The 16,759-nt window shown below is 56.4% G+C and carries 10 protein-coding genes and 1 pseudogene; 1 reads left to right on the top strand and 10 read right to left on the bottom strand.

Features of this window, described 5'->3' with window-relative positions; all coding sequences use genetic code 11:
• Positions 1 to 4: 4 nt before the first annotated feature.
• From ON16_RS08595 to ON16_RS08565, 7 genes and pseudogenes are all read right to left on the bottom strand, one after another.
• Entirely contained in the window at positions 5 to 1,723 is a 1,719-nt protein-coding gene (locus tag ON16_RS08595; protein WP_243441800.1) for an HlyD family efflux transporter periplasmic adaptor subunit, read from the bottom strand.
• A 312-nt stretch (positions 1,724 to 2,035) separates the two neighbouring features.
• A complete protein-coding gene (locus ON16_RS08590) occupies positions 2,036 to 4,051 on the bottom strand; it encodes a TRAP transporter permease (RefSeq protein WP_243441799.1) in 2,016 nt (671 codons plus the stop codon).
• 102 nt (positions 4,052 to 4,153) lie between these two features.
• Positions 4,154 to 5,188: a TAXI family TRAP transporter solute-binding subunit gene (locus tag ON16_RS08585; protein WP_040661284.1), complete on the bottom strand. Its 1,035-nt coding sequence runs from the start codon at positions 5,186 to 5,188 to the stop codon at positions 4,154 to 4,156.
• Positions 5,189 to 5,526: 338 nt separating this feature from the next.
• Positions 5,527 to 8,940, bottom strand: a complete 3,414-nt coding sequence (locus tag ON16_RS08580) for a pyruvate carboxylase (protein WP_040661854.1) — start codon at positions 8,938 to 8,940, stop codon at positions 5,527 to 5,529.
• A 368-nt stretch (positions 8,941 to 9,308) separates the two neighbouring features.
• A pseudogene (gene thrS, locus ON16_RS08575) lies at positions 9,309 to 11,108 on the bottom strand (threonine--tRNA ligase); the annotation flags it as partial.
• A 370-nt stretch (positions 11,109 to 11,478) separates the two neighbouring features.
• Positions 11,479 to 12,168 carry a tRNA (N6-threonylcarbamoyladenosine(37)-N6)-methyltransferase TrmO gene (gene tsaA, locus ON16_RS08570; protein WP_040661282.1) on the bottom strand — a complete coding sequence of 230 codons (690 nt, stop codon included), beginning with the start codon at positions 12,166 to 12,168 and terminating at the stop codon, positions 11,479 to 11,481.
• 67 nt (positions 12,169 to 12,235) lie between these two features.
• The gene (locus tag ON16_RS08565) at positions 12,236 to 13,315 is read right to left on the bottom strand and encodes a hypothetical protein (RefSeq protein ID WP_040661281.1); all 1,080 of its coding nucleotides are present in this window, start codon (positions 13,313 to 13,315) and stop codon (positions 12,236 to 12,238) included.
• A 161-nt stretch (positions 13,316 to 13,476) separates the two neighbouring features.
• Here ON16_RS08565 and ON16_RS08560 point away from each other — a divergent pair, with 161 nt between their 5' ends.
• Entirely contained in the window at positions 13,477 to 14,136 is a 660-nt protein-coding gene (locus ON16_RS08560; RefSeq protein ID WP_040661280.1) for a Crp/Fnr family transcriptional regulator, read from the top strand.
• Positions 14,137 to 14,346: 210 nt separating this feature from the next.
• Here ON16_RS08560 and ON16_RS08555 read toward each other — a convergent pair whose 3' ends face one another.
• The 3 genes from ON16_RS08555 to trxA are packed head-to-tail and all read right to left on the bottom strand — an operon-like array spanning position 14,347 to position 16,682.
• Positions 14,347 to 16,041: an FAD-dependent oxidoreductase gene (locus ON16_RS08555; RefSeq protein WP_040661279.1), complete on the bottom strand. Its 1,695-nt coding sequence runs from the start codon at positions 16,039 to 16,041 to the stop codon at positions 14,347 to 14,349.
• A gap of 1 nt (position 16,042) precedes the next feature.
• Positions 16,043 to 16,363 carry a rhodanese-like domain-containing protein gene (locus tag ON16_RS08550; RefSeq protein ID WP_040661278.1) on the bottom strand — a complete coding sequence of 107 codons (321 nt, stop codon included), beginning with the start codon at positions 16,361 to 16,363 and terminating at the stop codon, positions 16,043 to 16,045.
• Positions 16,364 to 16,367: 4 nt separating this feature from the next.
• Positions 16,368 to 16,682, bottom strand: a complete 315-nt coding sequence (gene trxA, locus ON16_RS08545; protein ID WP_040661277.1) for a thioredoxin — start codon at positions 16,680 to 16,682, stop codon at positions 16,368 to 16,370.
• Positions 16,683 to 16,759: the final 77 nt, after the last annotated feature.

Here is a 16,759-nt window from a genome sequence, read left to right as displayed (position 1 = left end):
TGCCTTACCATCCATAGGAGTTCTGGCTCTGGGTGGTGGTGAACACGGTGGTTCCCTCTTCCAGCCCGGATTTGATCTCCACATTATAATTGTCGGAAATGCCGATCTCCACCTTAACGGGATAATATCCCTCCGGTACGCCATCCACCGGCACGGCCAGCTCCACCACATTCTCCGGCGCCTTATCCGCCTTGATAAAGGCCACGTTGCCGGAGGTTCCGTCCGCGAACTGGGCATTTTTCACGCTCTGGATTGGCAGCGTCAGGCAGTTGTCATTCTGGCTGGCAACCAGCTTATAGGTGACATTGCTTCCGCTCATCAGCGATCCGTCCGCATTGTCCACAGAGATCACCATGGGATATGCCGCCACGCCGTTTTCCACCTTGCTGTTCAGGCTGACAGACTGCACTGTGCCGGAAAACGGAGTACCCCACTGATCCAGATCCACAGTCATTCCGGCCTGCACATAGCCGATATTCCGCTCATCCACTGTCGCGTCGATCAGGATTGTAGAGGTATCCGCAATGGAGATCACGGTGGTGTTCGCTGCCACCTCGTTCCCCACTACAAGAGCAAGCCCCATGACCGTGCCGTCAATGGGGGCCACGGCGCTGCAGTTATCCAGATTCTTCTGCGCGGTATCCAGTGTCTTCTGGGCATCCGCCAGATTCTGTTCCAGAGAGAACATCTCATTCTCGCTGTTTTCGCCGTCGATCTGCACCAACACCTGACCGGGCGTCACATCCATGAAGTCCAGCAGTTTGGTGGAAAGGATCGTGCCGCCAACGGTGGTCTTCAAATCAATCGTGCGGTTGTAGTCCAGCTTACCGGACTCATAGGGGTACACGCTCTCGCCGTTCACCGTAATTACAGCGGAAGCTACCATGTCCTTCGTCAGCGTACCGGGGTTTTTGATGGAGAATTCCACCTCAAACAGCCGGGACCCTTCCGGGGAAATGCGATCCACCATATGTACTGCGGAGACAGTGCCGGTCACGTTCCCCATCAGCGCGGGAATGGAGACGTTGGCGGTCTGCCCCGTTCGAACGTCGCCCTGATAGGCATAGCTGTAATATTGCTGGAGTTTCATGGTGCGATCGTCTACCAAGGTAGCTACCTTGGTTTCCTTGCCAATCTCTTCGCCCACGTTCAGCTTTTGCGTATTCATCAGCTTTCCGGCAAACGGCGGCGTCATATTCAGCCCCGCAATATCCTTGTTCATGGCGTTGAGCTGCTTTTGATACCCGTCCACGGATTTCCGTGCCTTTTCCACGGCGGAGCGGGCCGTTTCGGAGTCGATGACAAACAGCGGCGTTCCGGCGGTGACCTTCTGGCCCTCTGTGACAAAGACCTCCTGCACCGTACCGGAAGTGGTCAGTGTAATGGTCTTGCTCTCCTTGGCCTTGGTAATGCCGCTGCCCTGAACGGTAGAGGTAATGGAATTGTACGTCACCGTATCCTCCACCACTTGGGCCTCCGGCTCTGCTTTTCCGCCCAGCACTTTTGCCAGCACGATCACAGCAATCAGCACCACGCCGCCAATGATGCACCGGCGGATCAGCTTCTTTTTCTGCTTTGGCGTCATAGGGGGGCGCTTGGACTTTCCTGTTTTTTCAAGCGCGGCGGCCGCGGCCTCCTCCATCGCGGGCGTAATCTCCTCCGCAGCAGCGGCAGGCATCCCTGCGCTCTCCCCGTTCTTGACCGAGTCTTTCACTTCTGACATGTACCGTTCCTTTCTCACAGGGCCCCCTGTGTCTAAATTCGAACTGTATGAATCAGACTAATACAGTTTGATATGCAAATCAACAACAAAATAGTTACAGTTTTGGTTTTTTTATCATACTTTTTGCAACATCGATTTGTTTTGGGCCGTTTTTTCTCATTATTATAAATGAGACGTAGGGATGAGCAAAAAAGTTTCCTTAAAAGCTCGATTTTTCCCGATCTGTGAATTTTGACCAAATAGAATAGCCGCTCTTTTAACATGCAAAAGCCCCGCCGTTTCCGGCAGGGCTTTTGAAAAAGTCTTTCGCGATTACTGCGCAACCATCTGCTCTTTTTTTGCAGTGAGCTTCTGATAGATGCAAAGTGCCGCCAAAATCACAAGGCCGATGACATCCGTCAGCATTCCGGGGATCAACAGCGTCAAACCGCCGACAATGAATAGAATGCGGAACAGCCAGTTGATCTTTTTGTAGAGGAACCCGCCAAGGCCCGCCGCTACGCCGAAGATGCCTAACAGAGCTGTGATGACGATCAAAACCATGTCGTACCACTGCGCGTCAATACCCAGCATGACCGGGCTAAACGCGAAAATGTACGGCACGATGAAAGCCGCGATGGCAAGTCGGGTAGCGTTTACGCCGGTCTTCATGGGGTTGCCCTTTGCGATAGCCGCGCCGGCATATGCCGCCAAAGCCACAGGAGGCGTGATATCCGCCACGATACCGAAGTAGAACACGAAGAAGTGCGCCACCACAATGGGGAAGCCCATCTGCACCAGAATGGGGGCGCAGGTAGACGCCATGATGCAATAGTTGGCCGTGGTGGGAACGCCCATGCCCAGCACGATGCAGCACAGCATCGTCAGGAACAGCGCGATCAGGGGGATGCCCATGGACGCTGTCATGATGCCGCCCAGCAGCTTGGACGCAAGACCGGTTACGGTGATGCAGCCGGCGATCATACCCGCCATAGAGCACGCCACCGCCACGGTAATCACGTTCTTGCCGCCGACCTCCAGCGCATCAATGATCTTGGTCAGATTCAGCCGCTCATCCTTGTTGATAAAGCCCACCAAAATGGCGACAAGGATGGCGATTGCCGCGGAGAACTGCATGGTATAGGTGTTGCTGGCCACCAGCACCACCAGAATAATCAGGGGCAGCAGCAGATAGATTTTCTTAATCAATACGCCGAACTTGGGCAGTTCGCTCTTGGGAATGCCCTTCAATCCAAGACGCTTTGCTTCCAGATGAACAGCGATATAAATGCCGGCGAAATACAGCAGAGCAGGCAGAATCGCCTTTAACGCCACCTCTGCGTAAGTCACGCCCATATACTCCGCCATCAGGAACGCAGCTGCGCCCATGATCGGGGGCATAATCTGGCCACCGGTGGAAGAAGCAGCTTCCACCGCGCCGGCAAATTCCGGCTGATAGCCGGTCTTTTTCATCATTGGAATGGTAACGGAACCAGTAGTGACCGTGTTGCCCACAGAGGAGCCGGACACCATGCCGCACAGCGCGGAGGAGATGACCGCCACCTTGGCGGGGCCGCCTGCGGCAGCGCCGCAAATGGAGTTTGCCAGTTGAATAAAGAAGTTTGCAATGCCCGTCCGCTCCAAAAATGCGCCGAAGATGATGAACACCACAATATACTTGGCGCAGACGTTAATGGGCGTGGCCATAATGCCGGAGGTGGTATAGAACAGCGTGTAAATGACCCGACGGATAACCATGAAGGCCGTCGCGTTGGGCGTTTGGAACATGTTGTAGAACGTGTAAATCAAAAGCACGCTCAACACACACAAAATGGGCATGCCAACGCTGCGGCGGCACAGCTCCATCAGCGAAAGAATCGCAATCAAGCCCAGCACAATCATAAACGGCTCAATGCGAGCGGAGAGTTTGATGATGCGAACGGCATCATAGGCATAGTAGAAAAACGGCAGGGACCCGCAAAGCATTAAAATCACGTCATACCACGGCAGACTGTTGACCTTTACATTGCCTTTTTTGGCGGGATAAGTCAGATATCCCATAATCGCGATCAGACCAACAAACACGGTCAGACGCTTCTGAGGCATTGCGTTGCTGAACAGGGTCACCCAAATGCTGTACACGGAGAACGCAACCATCAGCCAGCGGATCACCAGCTTGGGTGTGCCCTCCCAGACCCGGACATTCGATTCCCGGTCATACTTTTTCATCAGGGCTTCGACGTCCGCTGCTGTCCCGACATCGACATCTGCGGGAGCACTCGCAGTGGAAGTCTGCTCCAAAGGACGCTCCTGCTCGTCGTCCCCGGATTTATTTCTAAATGAACTCATAGGCTTCTCCTTACTCTTGCTCTTGAGGTAAATAAAGAAGACAACTGCGGCGGGCGGGAATGCCCGCCGCAGCTATCTGCATACGGTGCCGGTTGTTGGTTCTTACTTCGTGGGAACAGTGATGCCCTTCTCAGCAAAGTACTTGGCAGCACCCGGATGATAAGGCACGGAGGTAACGGAAGCCGCGAACTCCACGCTCAGCTCAGCGCCCTTGGCGTGCTGGGCGGAAATGGCATCCAGATTCTCAAAGATGGTGGAGACGAACTCGTAGATCGCGTCCTCGCTGACATCGTCCCGGGCGACGACCACGGCGCCGACAGCCACGGTGGTGGTATCAGCATCCAAGCCCTCATAAGTGCCGGCGGGGATGACATACTTGGTGTAGTAGGGAGAGGAGGCAATCAGGGTATCAATGTGCTCGTCGTCCAAGCTTACCAGATACACGCTCTTGGTGGTAGCCAGAGAGGTGATTGCGGTGGTGGGAGCGCCAGCCACGACGAACGCCGCGTCCAGCTTGCCATCCTGCAGAGAGTCAGCGCTGTCGCCGAAACCCTGATAGGTGGGGTTGATGTCCTGCTCGGTCAGGCCATAAGCACCCAGAATGTCGATAGCATTGTAATACACGCCGGAACCGGCGTCGCCGATGGAAACGTTCTTGCCCTTCAGATCAGCAACCGTCTTGATGTCGGGGTTGGTCGTAACAATCTGGACCTGCTCCATATAGAGGTCGGCGACCGTGGAGATATCCGTCACAGCGCCGCTCTCGGCAAACAGGTTGGTGCCCAGATACGCATAGCTCATGACGTCGGACTGCGCAAAGCCCAGCTGGGCCGCGCCGTCCTGCAGGTTCTCAATGTTGTTCTGAGAGCCGCCGGATTCGATGGCCGTAACGGTCAGGCCGGTATTGCTGGTAACATACTGGCTCAGCACGCCGCCGAAGGCATAATATGTACCCTGAGAACCGCCGGTGGAGAAGGTCAGGCTGTCGGTCGCACCGGTAGAAGGCGCCGCCGCGCCGGAGGAAGCAGCCGCGCCGCTGGAGGCTGCCGGAGCAGAAGTGGCACCGCCACCACCGCAACCGGTCAGGACAGAGGCCATCATCAGTGTGGCCAGGAGGAGAGACATTAGTTTTTTCATCGCAATACTCCTTTTCTTTCATTTGGATTTTGCATGGATCTATACACGCATTGTAATGTATTTGTCAGGAAATTTCAATATGTTTTGGGCGTTTTATGCAAATTTTTTTCTAGCTCATGAATTTTTTCCTGCAAAACGACGATTTTCTGTAAACATACTGTGAAGAAAATTGCAAGTAAAAAGTATCCAATATGAATAAACTACCATATTTTTCAAGACAAATTGTAAAAAAAGTTCTAAGAGTGCAGGACGGGCTGCGAAAAAATTTTTCCGCGACCCGTCCTGTTTATTTTAAGAAAACGCAATCAAAATTTATGAAATTCTGTAACCAAGGCAGTTTACCGGATCGTCAGCAGCAGTTGACCGCCCTTCACCGTGTCGCCTTCGGCCACCTGAATGGACTCCACCGTGCCCGCCATGCGGGCGGTGATGGCGGTTTCCATCTTCATGGCCTCGATGGTGATGAGCGTTTGGTTCACTTCCACAGCGTCTCCCACCTTCACTTGGACCTTGCTCACCGCGCCGGGGATAGACGCGCCCACCTGACTTTTGTCCTCCGGGTCGGCCATGGGCACCTTGACAATGCTCTTCTGCGCCTCCGCGTCAGGAACCTGAACATCCCGGCGAATACCGTTGAGCTCAAAGCTGACCGTGCGCATTCCCTCTGCATCCACTTCGCCAAGGCCCAAATACTTGATAACAAGCGTCTTGCCGTCGGCAATGTTGACCTTGTTCGTCTCTCCCACGGCAAGGCCGTGGAAAAAGACGTGGCTGCCCAGACGGGTGACGTAGCCATACTCCTTCTGATCCCTCTTATACTCCCGGTAGACCTTGGGATACAGGCAGTAGGAGATCACAGCCCGGTCGGATGGATCGGGGTCGAACTCCAGCATTTCCTTCTTCACCGCCTCGAAATCCACCGGCTCCAACAACTCGCCGGGGCGGCAGACAATGGCCTTCTTCCCTTTCAGAACCGCCTTTTGCAGCTCCTTGGGGAAGCCCCAAGCGGGCTGACCCATCATGCCGGAGAAATAGCTGACCGCGCTGTCCGGGAACGCCAGATTTCCGCCCTTTTCCACGATGTTCTCCGGATTCAGGTTGTTCTGGGTCATGAAGATCGCCAAATCGCCCACCATTTTAGAACTGGGCGTGACCTTCACAATGTCGCCCAGCATTTCGTTGACCTTTCGGTAGTTCTCCTTCACATCCTGGAACCGATCGCCCAGACCCAGAGATTCCACCTGCGGTTTCAGGTTCGTGTACTGTCCGCCGGGAATCTCATAGCGGTAGATATCGGTAGCGGGGCATTTGATGCCCGCCTCGAAGGAGTCGTACCGCTTGCGCACATCCTCCCAGTAATCCGTCAGCGTCTGGAGCCGCTCCAGATCCATGCCGGTATCCCGCTCGGTCCCTTGGAGCGCGGCCACCACCGCGTTCAAAGACGGCTGGCTGGTCAAAGAGCTCATGGAGGAAATGGCGAGGTCCGCCACGTCCACCCCGGCCTCCGCCGCCAGCAGAACCGCGGCCACCTGATTGCCGGAGGTGTTGTGGGTATGGAGCTGGATGGGGATGCCGATCTCCTGTTTCAAGGCGGTGACCAGCTTTTTGGCGGCGTAGGGCTTCAGCAAACCAGCCATGTCCTTGATGGCCAGCATGTGCGCGCCCCGCTTCTCCAGTTCTTTCGCCATGTTGACATAGTAGTTCAGCGTGTACTTATCCCGGGCCGGGTCCAGAATATCGCCGGTGTAGCACACGGTGGCCTGACAAATCTTCCCCTGCTTCAAGACCTCGTCCATGGCAACTTCCATGCCGGGAATCCAGTTCAGGGAGTCAAACACGCGGAACACGTCGATGCCGCTCTTAGCGGCTTGCCGCACAAATTCCCGGATTACATTATCGGGATAGTTCGTGTAGCCCACGGCGTTTGCGCCGCGGATCAGCATTTGCAGCAGCAGATTGGGGGCCTTTTCCCGGATCATATCCAGCCGCTCCCACGGAGATTCGTGGAGGAAGCGATAGGCCACGTCGAAGGTCGCCCCGCCCCAGCATTCCAGTGAGAACGCATCTGCCTCAATCTCGGAGGTAGCCTCCATGCATTTGATAATGTCCCGTGTGCGGACGCGGGTGGCCAGCAGAGACTGATGCGCGTCCCGGGTGGTAGTGTCGCAGATCAATAGCTTTTTCTGATCCAGCACCCACTTGGCAACCGCCTCAGGGCCTTTCGCGTCCAGCATCTGCTTAAGTCCGTCGGGCCGAACGCCGGTGACAGGCGGGAAACGGGGGTCGTCATAGAGCTTCTGGGTTCCCTGCTCCTTCACCACGATGTTGCCGATGTATTTGAGCATCTTGGTGGCCCGGTCCAGTCCCTCATCCAGTTCAAACAGGCTGGGTGTTTCATCAATGTACTTCGTGTGGCAGTGGCCCGCCCGGAACACCTCGTCGTGGAGGATGTTTAAGATAAACGCAAGGTTGGTCTTCACACCCCGGACATGAACCTCCCGCACAGCGCGGATGGCCTTGCGGCACACGCCCTCAAAGGTGGAGTCCCAAGTGGTGACCTTCACCAGAAGAGAATCATAATAGGGGGAGATCACCGCGCCCGCATAAGCGTTGCCGTCCAACCGGACGCCAAAGCCGCCGCCGGAACGGTAGGCCGTGATTTTTCCGGTATCGGGGGCAAAGCTGTTGGCCGGGTCCTCGGTGGTGACACGGCACTGGATGGCGTAGCCATTCAGGCGTACATCGGCCTGCTTTTTGATGCCGATCCGGGGATCGCTGAGGGGGCAGCCCTCGGCAATCAAAATCTGGGAGCGTACCAAGTCCACGCCGGTGACCATTTCGGTAACGGTATGCTCCACCTGAATCCGGGGATTCATCTCAATAAAGTAGTGGTGTCCTTCGTTATCCACCAAAAACTCCAGCGTGCCCGCATTGGTGTAGCCGACGTGCTTTGCGATCTTCACCGCATCCTCATACAGCTCCTCCCGTACCTTTTGAGATACGGAAAATGCCGGGGTGAACTCCACCACCTTTTGGTAACGACGCTGCAAAGAGCAGTCCCGCTCGAAGAGATGGACCACATTTCCATGTTCGTCGCCCAGCACCTGCACCTCGATATGCTTGGGCTGAACGAGGAATTTCTCCATAAAGATATCGTCGTTGCCAAAGGCTTTTTTCGCCTCGGACTTGACGAGATCATAATTGACTCCCACCTCTTCCACGGTGTCGCAGCGGCGCATTCCGCGCCCGCCGCCGCCTGCGGCAGCCTTCAAAATCACCGGGAAGCCGAACTCCATGGCCAGCTTCTGGGCCGCCTGACGGCTGGGGATGGGGTCCTTCGTGCCGGGAGTGGTGGGAACGCCGCACTCGATGGCAAGCGCCTTGGCGGACAGCTTGTCACCCATCATGTCCAAAACCTTGGAGGTGGGGCCAATAAACTTGATACCCGACTCTTCGCAGGCCCGCGCCAAGTCACCGTTCTCACTCAAGAAACCGTAGCCGGGGTGGATTGCGTCCGCGCCGTGCTTTTTGGCCAGCTCGATGATGCGGGGGATATCCAGATAGGCCCCCAAGGGGCTTTCGTTTTCGCCGATGAGATAGGATTCGTCCGCCGCCGTGCGGAACAGGCCGTACATATCTTCATTGGAATAGATGGCGATGGTCTGCAAACCCAGATCGTGGCACGCGCGGAACACGCGCATGGCGATTTCGCCGCGGTTAGCCACCAGCACCTTTTTGAACTCTCCGCTCATGGTTTTTCCTTCCTTCCCCCGCGCTCCGGGCGCGGGACGGCTTTTGAAACAGCGCCTCGGGGGTGCGGACTTTGCCGCCGGCAACTCAAGTCCGCGCAAAACGCCGCAGAGCTGTCTCTTCTCTTGGAACATACCGCAGATTCCGCCACGGAACCACGGTTTTTGACCTTTCCTTTACCTTTCCCAGTATACTCCTGTGCAAAGTCGGACTGCAACGGCAATTCCGCGATTTTCCGCATTTCGGAAAACGGCACAGCTTTTACGCAATCTTTCCGTCTGTTTCCGGCAATTTTTACAAAAGGCGCGCAAACTCCCGTATTTTTCAGAACGCCGCGCCCGAAATCTCGGGCGCGGCGGCTGTGTCTGCGTTATTTTTTTGCTTTGCTGTCCACGACTTCCTTCAGAACCGCGGTAAATTCCTCCGCGCTCATGACGCCAAGATCGCCGTCCGCCCGGTGACGCACAGCCACCTGACCGGCCTCGGCCTCCTTGTCGCCAATGACCAGCATATAGGGCACCTTCTCCAGCTGCCCCTCGCGGATCTTCTTGCCGATTTTCTCGTTGCGGTCGTCCACTTCCGCGCGGAAGCCCATAGCCGACAGCTTCTTCTTCAGATCATAGGCATAGTCGTCCACCCGGCTGGTAATCGTCAGGATGCGCACCTGCTCCGGCGCCATCCAAGTGGGCAGCGCACCGGCATACTCTTCCAGCAAATAGGCCAGCGTCCGCTCATAGCAGCCCATGGAGGTGCGGTGGATGATATAGGGGCGCTTTTTCTGCCCGTCGGCATCCACATACTCCATACCGAACTTCTCCGCCAGCAGCATGTCGATCTGGATGGTGATGAGGGTATCCTCCTTGCCGAACACGTTCTTATACTGAATGTCCAGCTTGGGGCCATAGAACGCGGCCTCGTCAATGCCGATTTTATAGTCCACGTTCAGATCGTCCAGAATGGTCTTCATGACGCTCTGAGCCTCATCCCACTGCTCGGCAGTGCCCTCGTACTTGTTGCCGGGATTGGCGGGGTCCCACTGGGAGAAGCGGTAGGAGCACTTGTCCTCCAGTCCCAGAGTGGTCAGGCAATATTTTGCCAAATCGAGGCAGCCCTTGAACTCCTCTTCCAGCTGCTCCGGGCGCAGAATCAAATGGCCCTCGGAGATGGTGAACTGGCGGACGCGGATCAATCCGTGCATCTCACCGGAATCCTCGTTGCGGAACAGGGTGGACGTCTCTCCCAAACGCATAGGCAGATCGCGATAGCTGCGCGCCCGGTTCAAGAACACCTGATACTGGAACGGGCAGGTCATGGGACGCAGCGCAAAGCACTCCTTCGTTTCGTCGTGGGGATCGCCCATAATGAACATTCCATCCAGATAGTGGTCCCAGTGGCCGGAAATCTTATAAAGATCGCGCTTGGCCATCAAGGGGGTCTTGGTCAGCAGATAGCCGCGCTTCTGCTCCTCGTCTTCAATCCAGCGCTGCATCAGCTGAACCGTGCGCGCTCCCTTGGGCAGCAGAATGGGCAGCCCCTGTCCGATGACATCCACCGTGGTGAAATATTCCAGCTCGCGGCCGATCTTGTTGTGGTCGCGGCGGCGGGCTTCCTCCTGCTGCTGAAGATATGCGTCCAACTCTTCCTTCTTCGGGAAGGAAATGCCATAAATTCTCTGTAATTGCTTGCGGGTGGAGTCACCCCGCCAATAGGCGGCGTTGCAGGCAGTCAGCTTGATGCCGTTGCCCTTGATGCGACCGGTGGAGTCCAGATGGGGGCCGGCGCACAGGTCGGTAAATTCACCCTGCTTGTAGAAGGAGATGATCGCGTCCTCCGGCAGGTCGTTAATCAGCTCCACCTTATAAGGCTCGCCCGCGTCCTCCATGAACTTGATGGCCTCGGGCCGAGGCAGCTCAAAGCGCTCCAGCTTCAGCTTTTCCTTGCAGATTTTCCGCATCTCGCCCTCAACCTCGGTCAGCACCTCCGGCGTGAAGGGGAAGGGGGAATCCATGTCGTAGTAGAAGCCCTCGTCGATAGAGGGGCCGATGGCCAGCTTCACTTCCGGGTGCAGGCGCTTCATCGCCTGCGCCAACACATGGGAGCAGGTATGCCAATAGGTCTTGCGATAGTCTTCGTTTTCAAACGTGTACAGGTTTTCTTCGGACATTTCTGTTTCCTCCTTGTATTGGGGGTGAGACAGCAGACGCGGTATCGCGCCCGGTGATTTTTGATAAAAAAATCTCACCCCTGAAAAATCAGGGGTGAGATACGAATTCGTATTCCACGGTTCCACCCTGCTTGCGTCCCTTTCGGAGCGCCGCTCGTGTCCTCTGTAACGGGAGGTCCCGTCCCGCTCTACTCAGGTTTCCCCTTTCGGTGGGCGGCTCCAAGGTGGTGCCATTTCGGTTCCGGCAAGGGTCGCTTCCAGCAAGCGCGGCCCCTCTCTGGCGTCTTTCCCGAACGGTGTCCTTTTCCAAGCCTTTTCGAATGATTACTGCTAAATATAGCACCTTAGAGCAAGGCTGTCAAGTGTTCTTGCGCTGTTAATTTTTTTTCACGGACAGAACCGTCAGCCGTTCTCCGTCTACGGAAAACCGCACCTCCGCCCCGGCAAAGCCGAACCCATATACCCTGTCGGGATCGTCCTGATAGGCGGGCCGCGGGTCCTCCGCCAAAACGCCCAGCAGCGCCGCTCGGCTCTCCACCGGCAAAATCTCCAGCATCGCCGGAGAGCAGTCCACCGTCAGTCTCCGCTCCGGCGCGGCGGGGGCGAAGCCGCCCGTCGCCTCCGGATGGGCATCCACATAGGGGAGATAGGGCTTGATATCCAAAATGGGCGTGCCGTCCATTAAATCGGCTCCCGCCACGCGGAGGACCGGCCCCAACTCCCGATCCTCCTCCACACCCAAAAGCCGCACACAGGAAAGGCCGATGGGGTTTGGCCGGAAGGGCGACCGGGTGGCGAACACGCCCATGCGGGCATTTCCGCCAAGGCGCGGCGGACGCACCGTGGGCGACCACGAGGACCGCACGGCCCCGGAAAACTGCCAGATCAGCCACAGATGAGAAAAACCCTCAATGCCCCGCAGAGCGTCGGGATTCCGATACTCCGGGGTAAAGACCACGGTGGATTCCAACTCCTCCACCAAGCCGCTCTGTCTGGGGATGCCAAATTTTGTCTGAAAGTCGCTGCGAATATGGGCGATAAAATTGACGGAAAAGCCGTCGGCCATGGGACCACTTCCCTTTCCTTTGTAAATTCTGTTTTCAGGAATAGTATACCGGACTCCGGCTCACTTTTCAACGGGTTTCCAGCCGCCCGCGCCAACTCAGCAGCCGTCCTGTCTCGATGGCCGCGATTGCCCGGACACTGTCAAAGTCCACATAGGGATTGTACACCGCCTCCAACGCATCGTGGGTGCTCTTTGTGTCCCGCAGGGCGGACACCGCCTCTTCCCGCAGTTCTGCGGTCATCCGGCGAAGGAACCGCTCTCTTCCCCGGTCTTCTCCGTCGGTCAGCGCATCCAGCCGAATGCGGCGGAATGGTTTTTTGCCATATTCCATGCCGGGCCGGGACGTGACAAAGCCCAAGCCCAAGCCGGGGATCAGCAGAAGCTCCAGCCGCTCCGGCTCCTCTGGTGCCGGGCAGGCAATCACGTTCCACCCCCGGCTCACTGCGGTTTTCCGCAACCGCTCCAAAAGCGGCCCCGCCAGCTCCCAGCGGTCCGCCAGTTCATAGATTTTCGGGCACAATACGTCCACGCTGTCAAACCGCCAGACCGTTCCCCGGCAGGTCAGCCCACCCAGAAAACGATAATCCGTGCGTCCCTGCTCAGTTCCCTTTTTGCGTAGTTCCCGCGCAATAATTCCATCCAGCCGCCTGTCCGCCCGCTCGAAGTCAAAGGATTTCTTTCCATCGGTCATCAGCTCCAGCTCCACCTGCCGCGCCGCTTTCAAACAGCGGTATGCCCGCGCGCCAGCCTCCTGTCCCAGCTTTGTCAGGCCGAAAATTTCGCTTCGGGACGACTTTGCCGCCGTCAAATCATAAAATCGGCCCAAATCCACGATTCGATCCACCGCCGCCGGATAGCGCGGCTCCATCACATGGGGCGGCGTGCCGTCCACCGCCGCGCAGTTCATATCCGGCAGCACCACTCCATCCAGAGAATCCGGGTCGCCGCTGCACCGCAGATATTCTACCCGTTCTCCCGCTTCCTCCATGGTTTCGCCCAAAGTGCGAAGAAATGTAGACTTCCCCACGCCGGGTCCGCCCTTTAAAATCATCAGATCGTATGTATGCTCTCCAGCCAGCCCATCGAACAGACTGTGAAATCCGCTCCCGCTGTTGGCGCCTAAGAAGAAATTGGTTACACTTGCCATGTCGTCTCCTCCAATTCCGGTTTCACACTCAGATTATGCGGAAGTGGTTTGGCCTGACACAAAAACAAGCCTCTCCGATCTTCGCGGTTGGACGCGGCGATCTCAAATTGACTTATCACTTGGATCAAGTATAATAGCTTTATAAAAAAGGGGGATGCGGCATGAGTCTGGAACAATATTTTTTGATCTGGGATCAATTGACCGCCGACGAACAGGCGGTTCTCAACCAAGCCGCAGTCAAGCGGCTTGCACCAAAAGGAACGCGGCTCCACAACGGCTCCGCGGATTGCGTGGGGCTGTTTGTGATCTGCTCCGGTCAACTTCGGGCGTTCATCCTGTCCGACGAGGGCAAGGAGGTCACGATCTACCGTCTTTTTGAGCGGGACGTCTGCCTGTTCTCCGCCTCCTGCATTATGAGCAGTGTCCAGTTTGATATTACGATTGAAGCCGAGAAGGATTCCGAACTGTGGATCATTCCGACGGACGTTTACAAAAATTTGATGGACCGTTCCCTTGCCGTGGCAAACTACACGAACCAGATCATGGCCTCCCGTTTTTCCGAGGTCATGTGGCTGGTGGAGCAGGTCATGTGGAAGAGCGTTGACAAACGTCTGGCAGGCTTTCTGCTGGAAGAAGCGAATTTGGAGGGCGGCAGCGTCCTAAAGATTACGCATGACAAAATTGCCGCCCATCTGGGCACAGCCCGGGAGGTCGTCACCCGGATGCTGCGCTACTTCCAGTCCGAAGGGATGGTATCTCTTGCCCGGGGAACGGTTGAGATTACCGATCCCAAAAGGCTGGAGTCGCTGCAAAAATCCTAAAACAGCGCCGCACAACTTGGCGCAAACGGGCCGCGGAAAATTTTTTGGGCAGAAAAAGACATAATTCGGACGGAATTCCGACAAATCTCAAAGAGCTGCAGCACATGGATGTCACAGAATTTGCGCAAGACGCCGATGCCGTAATTTTCGATGTTCGCCTGACAAAGCCCCCGTCGCAGGCAAGCCTGCGACGGGGGCTTTGTTTTGTTTTCAACGTTTTTCCATTCCGCAGGGAAACGCTTGCTCCGCCGCGCAGCGATCCTTATCGATGGTTTCGTACAGGCGGTACCCGCCGGAGAAGTTGTAGCATACAAATCCATTCTGGGCAAGGATGCGGCAGGCAATGTAGCTGCGCAGGCCGCTCTGGCAGATCACATAGACCGGCCTGCCCGCTTCCAGCTCCGGGAGACGCTCCCGCAGCTCATCTACAGGGATGTTCAAAAAGCCGTCAATATGCCCCGCGGCATATTCCCTTACTGTACGGGTATCCAGCAGCGTCACGCTGCCATCCCGGGGCAGGTTTGCAACATCCTCCCAGTGAAACTGCTTTACGGTTCCGTTCGCAAGGTTTTCCATCATGAAGCCCGCCATGTTCACAGGGTCCTTCGCGGAGGAATATGGGGGCGCGTAAGCAAGGTCCAAGTCCTTCAGTTGCGGGCCGGTCAGTCCCGCGTGCATGGCGGTGGCAAGTACGTCGATTCGCTTATCCACACCTTCATAGCCCACAATTTGCGCACCCAGCAGACGGAACGTGCCCTTTTCATAGAGCACCTTCATAGTCATCACCCTGCCGCCCGGATAATAGGCGGCGTGGGCTGCCGGAGAGAGATACACCTTATCGCAGTCGATCCCCGCCTTTTTAGCGGTTTGCTCATTGATACCCGTGGTCGCCACCGTCATGTCAAACACCTTGATAACCGAAGATCCCTGAGAGCCGCGATAGACGCTGTCTCCGCCGCAGATATTATCCGCCGCGATGCGTCCCTGCTTGTTGGCGGGGCCTGCCAGGGAAATCAGCGCTTTTTCTCCGGTGATAAAATGCCGCGCCGCCACCGCATCGCCCACCGCATAAATATCCGGCGCGGAAGTCTCCATGCGGTCATTAACCGCGATGCTCCCCTTGACTCCAAGCTCTAAGCCCGCCTCTTTGGCCAGCTGTGTGTCGGGAGTCACGCCGATTGCCAGAACCACCATATCTGCTTTGAGTGGTTCCTCGCCCTTCAGCAGGACCTTCACGGCGCTTCCATCCTGTTCAAAGCCCTCCACACTATGGCCCAGCATCAGCCGAACGCCATGCTTCCGCAGCTTCGCGTGGACAAAAGCCGCCATCTCCGCGTCCAGCGGATTCAACAACTGCTTTGGCCGCTGGACGATGGTAACCGCAAGCCCCAGCTCCCGCAGATTTTCCGCCAGCTCCAGGCCAATGTAGCCGCCGCCTGCGAGAACCGCTGATTTGGGACCTTCCCGCTCCACAAACGTCCGGATACGCAGGGTATCCTCCACTGTGCGCAAGGTAAAGAGCTTGTCCAGCTTGGCTCCCGGAAGCTCCGGCATGGTGGGCTTTGCGCCGGGAGACAGAAGCAGCTTGTCATAGACCTCCTCAAACACCTCACCGCTGTCCAGATTGCGGACCGTGACAGCTTTCCGTTCCGGATGGATCGCTGTCACCTCGTGGCGCACCCGCATTTTGACGCGGAAGCGCCGCCAAAAGCTCTCCGGAGTCTGAAGCGTCAACTCCTCCGGGTCCGTGATGACTCCGCCCACATAGTAAGGCAGACCGCAGTTTGCATAAGAGACAAATCCAGAGCGCTCAAAGACCACCACCTCTGCCGTTTCATCCAGTCTTCGGATGCGAGCCGCCGCAGTGGCGCCGCCCGCCACGCCGCCGATGATTACAACCTTCATGTTACTTCTCCGCCTTTCCTCGGTATCCGTTAATCCCGCCGATATTCTCTACGTTTACATACCCCATACGTTTCAGTTCGGACACTGCCTGACGGCTTCTCGCCCCGCTCAGGCAATAGACAAACAGGGGCGCTGCCTTGTCCGGAACTTCCGTTTCGACCCTGTTCAGCTCCTGAAGGGGAATATTCCGGCTGTGGGGAATGTGTCCCTGCACGTATTCCTCAGGCGTCCGCACGTCCAGCAGCACCGCATTTGCGGTCGAATCAAACCGGGCAACGCCGTCGTTGATGTCCGGCGTATTCAAAAAATCAAAAAGGCCCATCCCGTCACCTGCTCTCCAGCATTTTTAATATCTGCGCCTTGGGCCGTACACCCGCGGCCTGATTAGCGATTTTTCCATCCTTTATGACGACAAGCGTGGGGATGCTCATGATATTGAACGCGGCGGCCAGCTCGCGCTGTTCATCCACATTGATTTTGCCCACCTTCACATCCGTGGTTTCGGCGGCAATCTCATTAAGGATGGGAGACACCATCCGGCAGGGGCCGCACCAGCTGGCCCAGAAGTCCAGAAGAACCGGCTGTTTACTTTCCGTGACTTCTCTCTGGAAGTTCTCTTTTGTAATCGTCATGGTAGCCATTTTATTTCCTCCTTTGCACTGCGGCAAATATCTTCTTAATTACTTTGAAGCAATTATAACTCTATTTTCTTCCGCGT

The organism is Oscillibacter ruminantium GH1, assembly GCF_000307265.1.
Classification (GTDB): domain Bacteria; phylum Bacillota; class Clostridia; order Oscillospirales; family Oscillospiraceae; genus Oscillibacter; species Oscillibacter ruminantium.
Note: the sequence above shows the minus strand (reverse complement) of the source record. Positions and strands in the feature narration are given on the sequence as shown.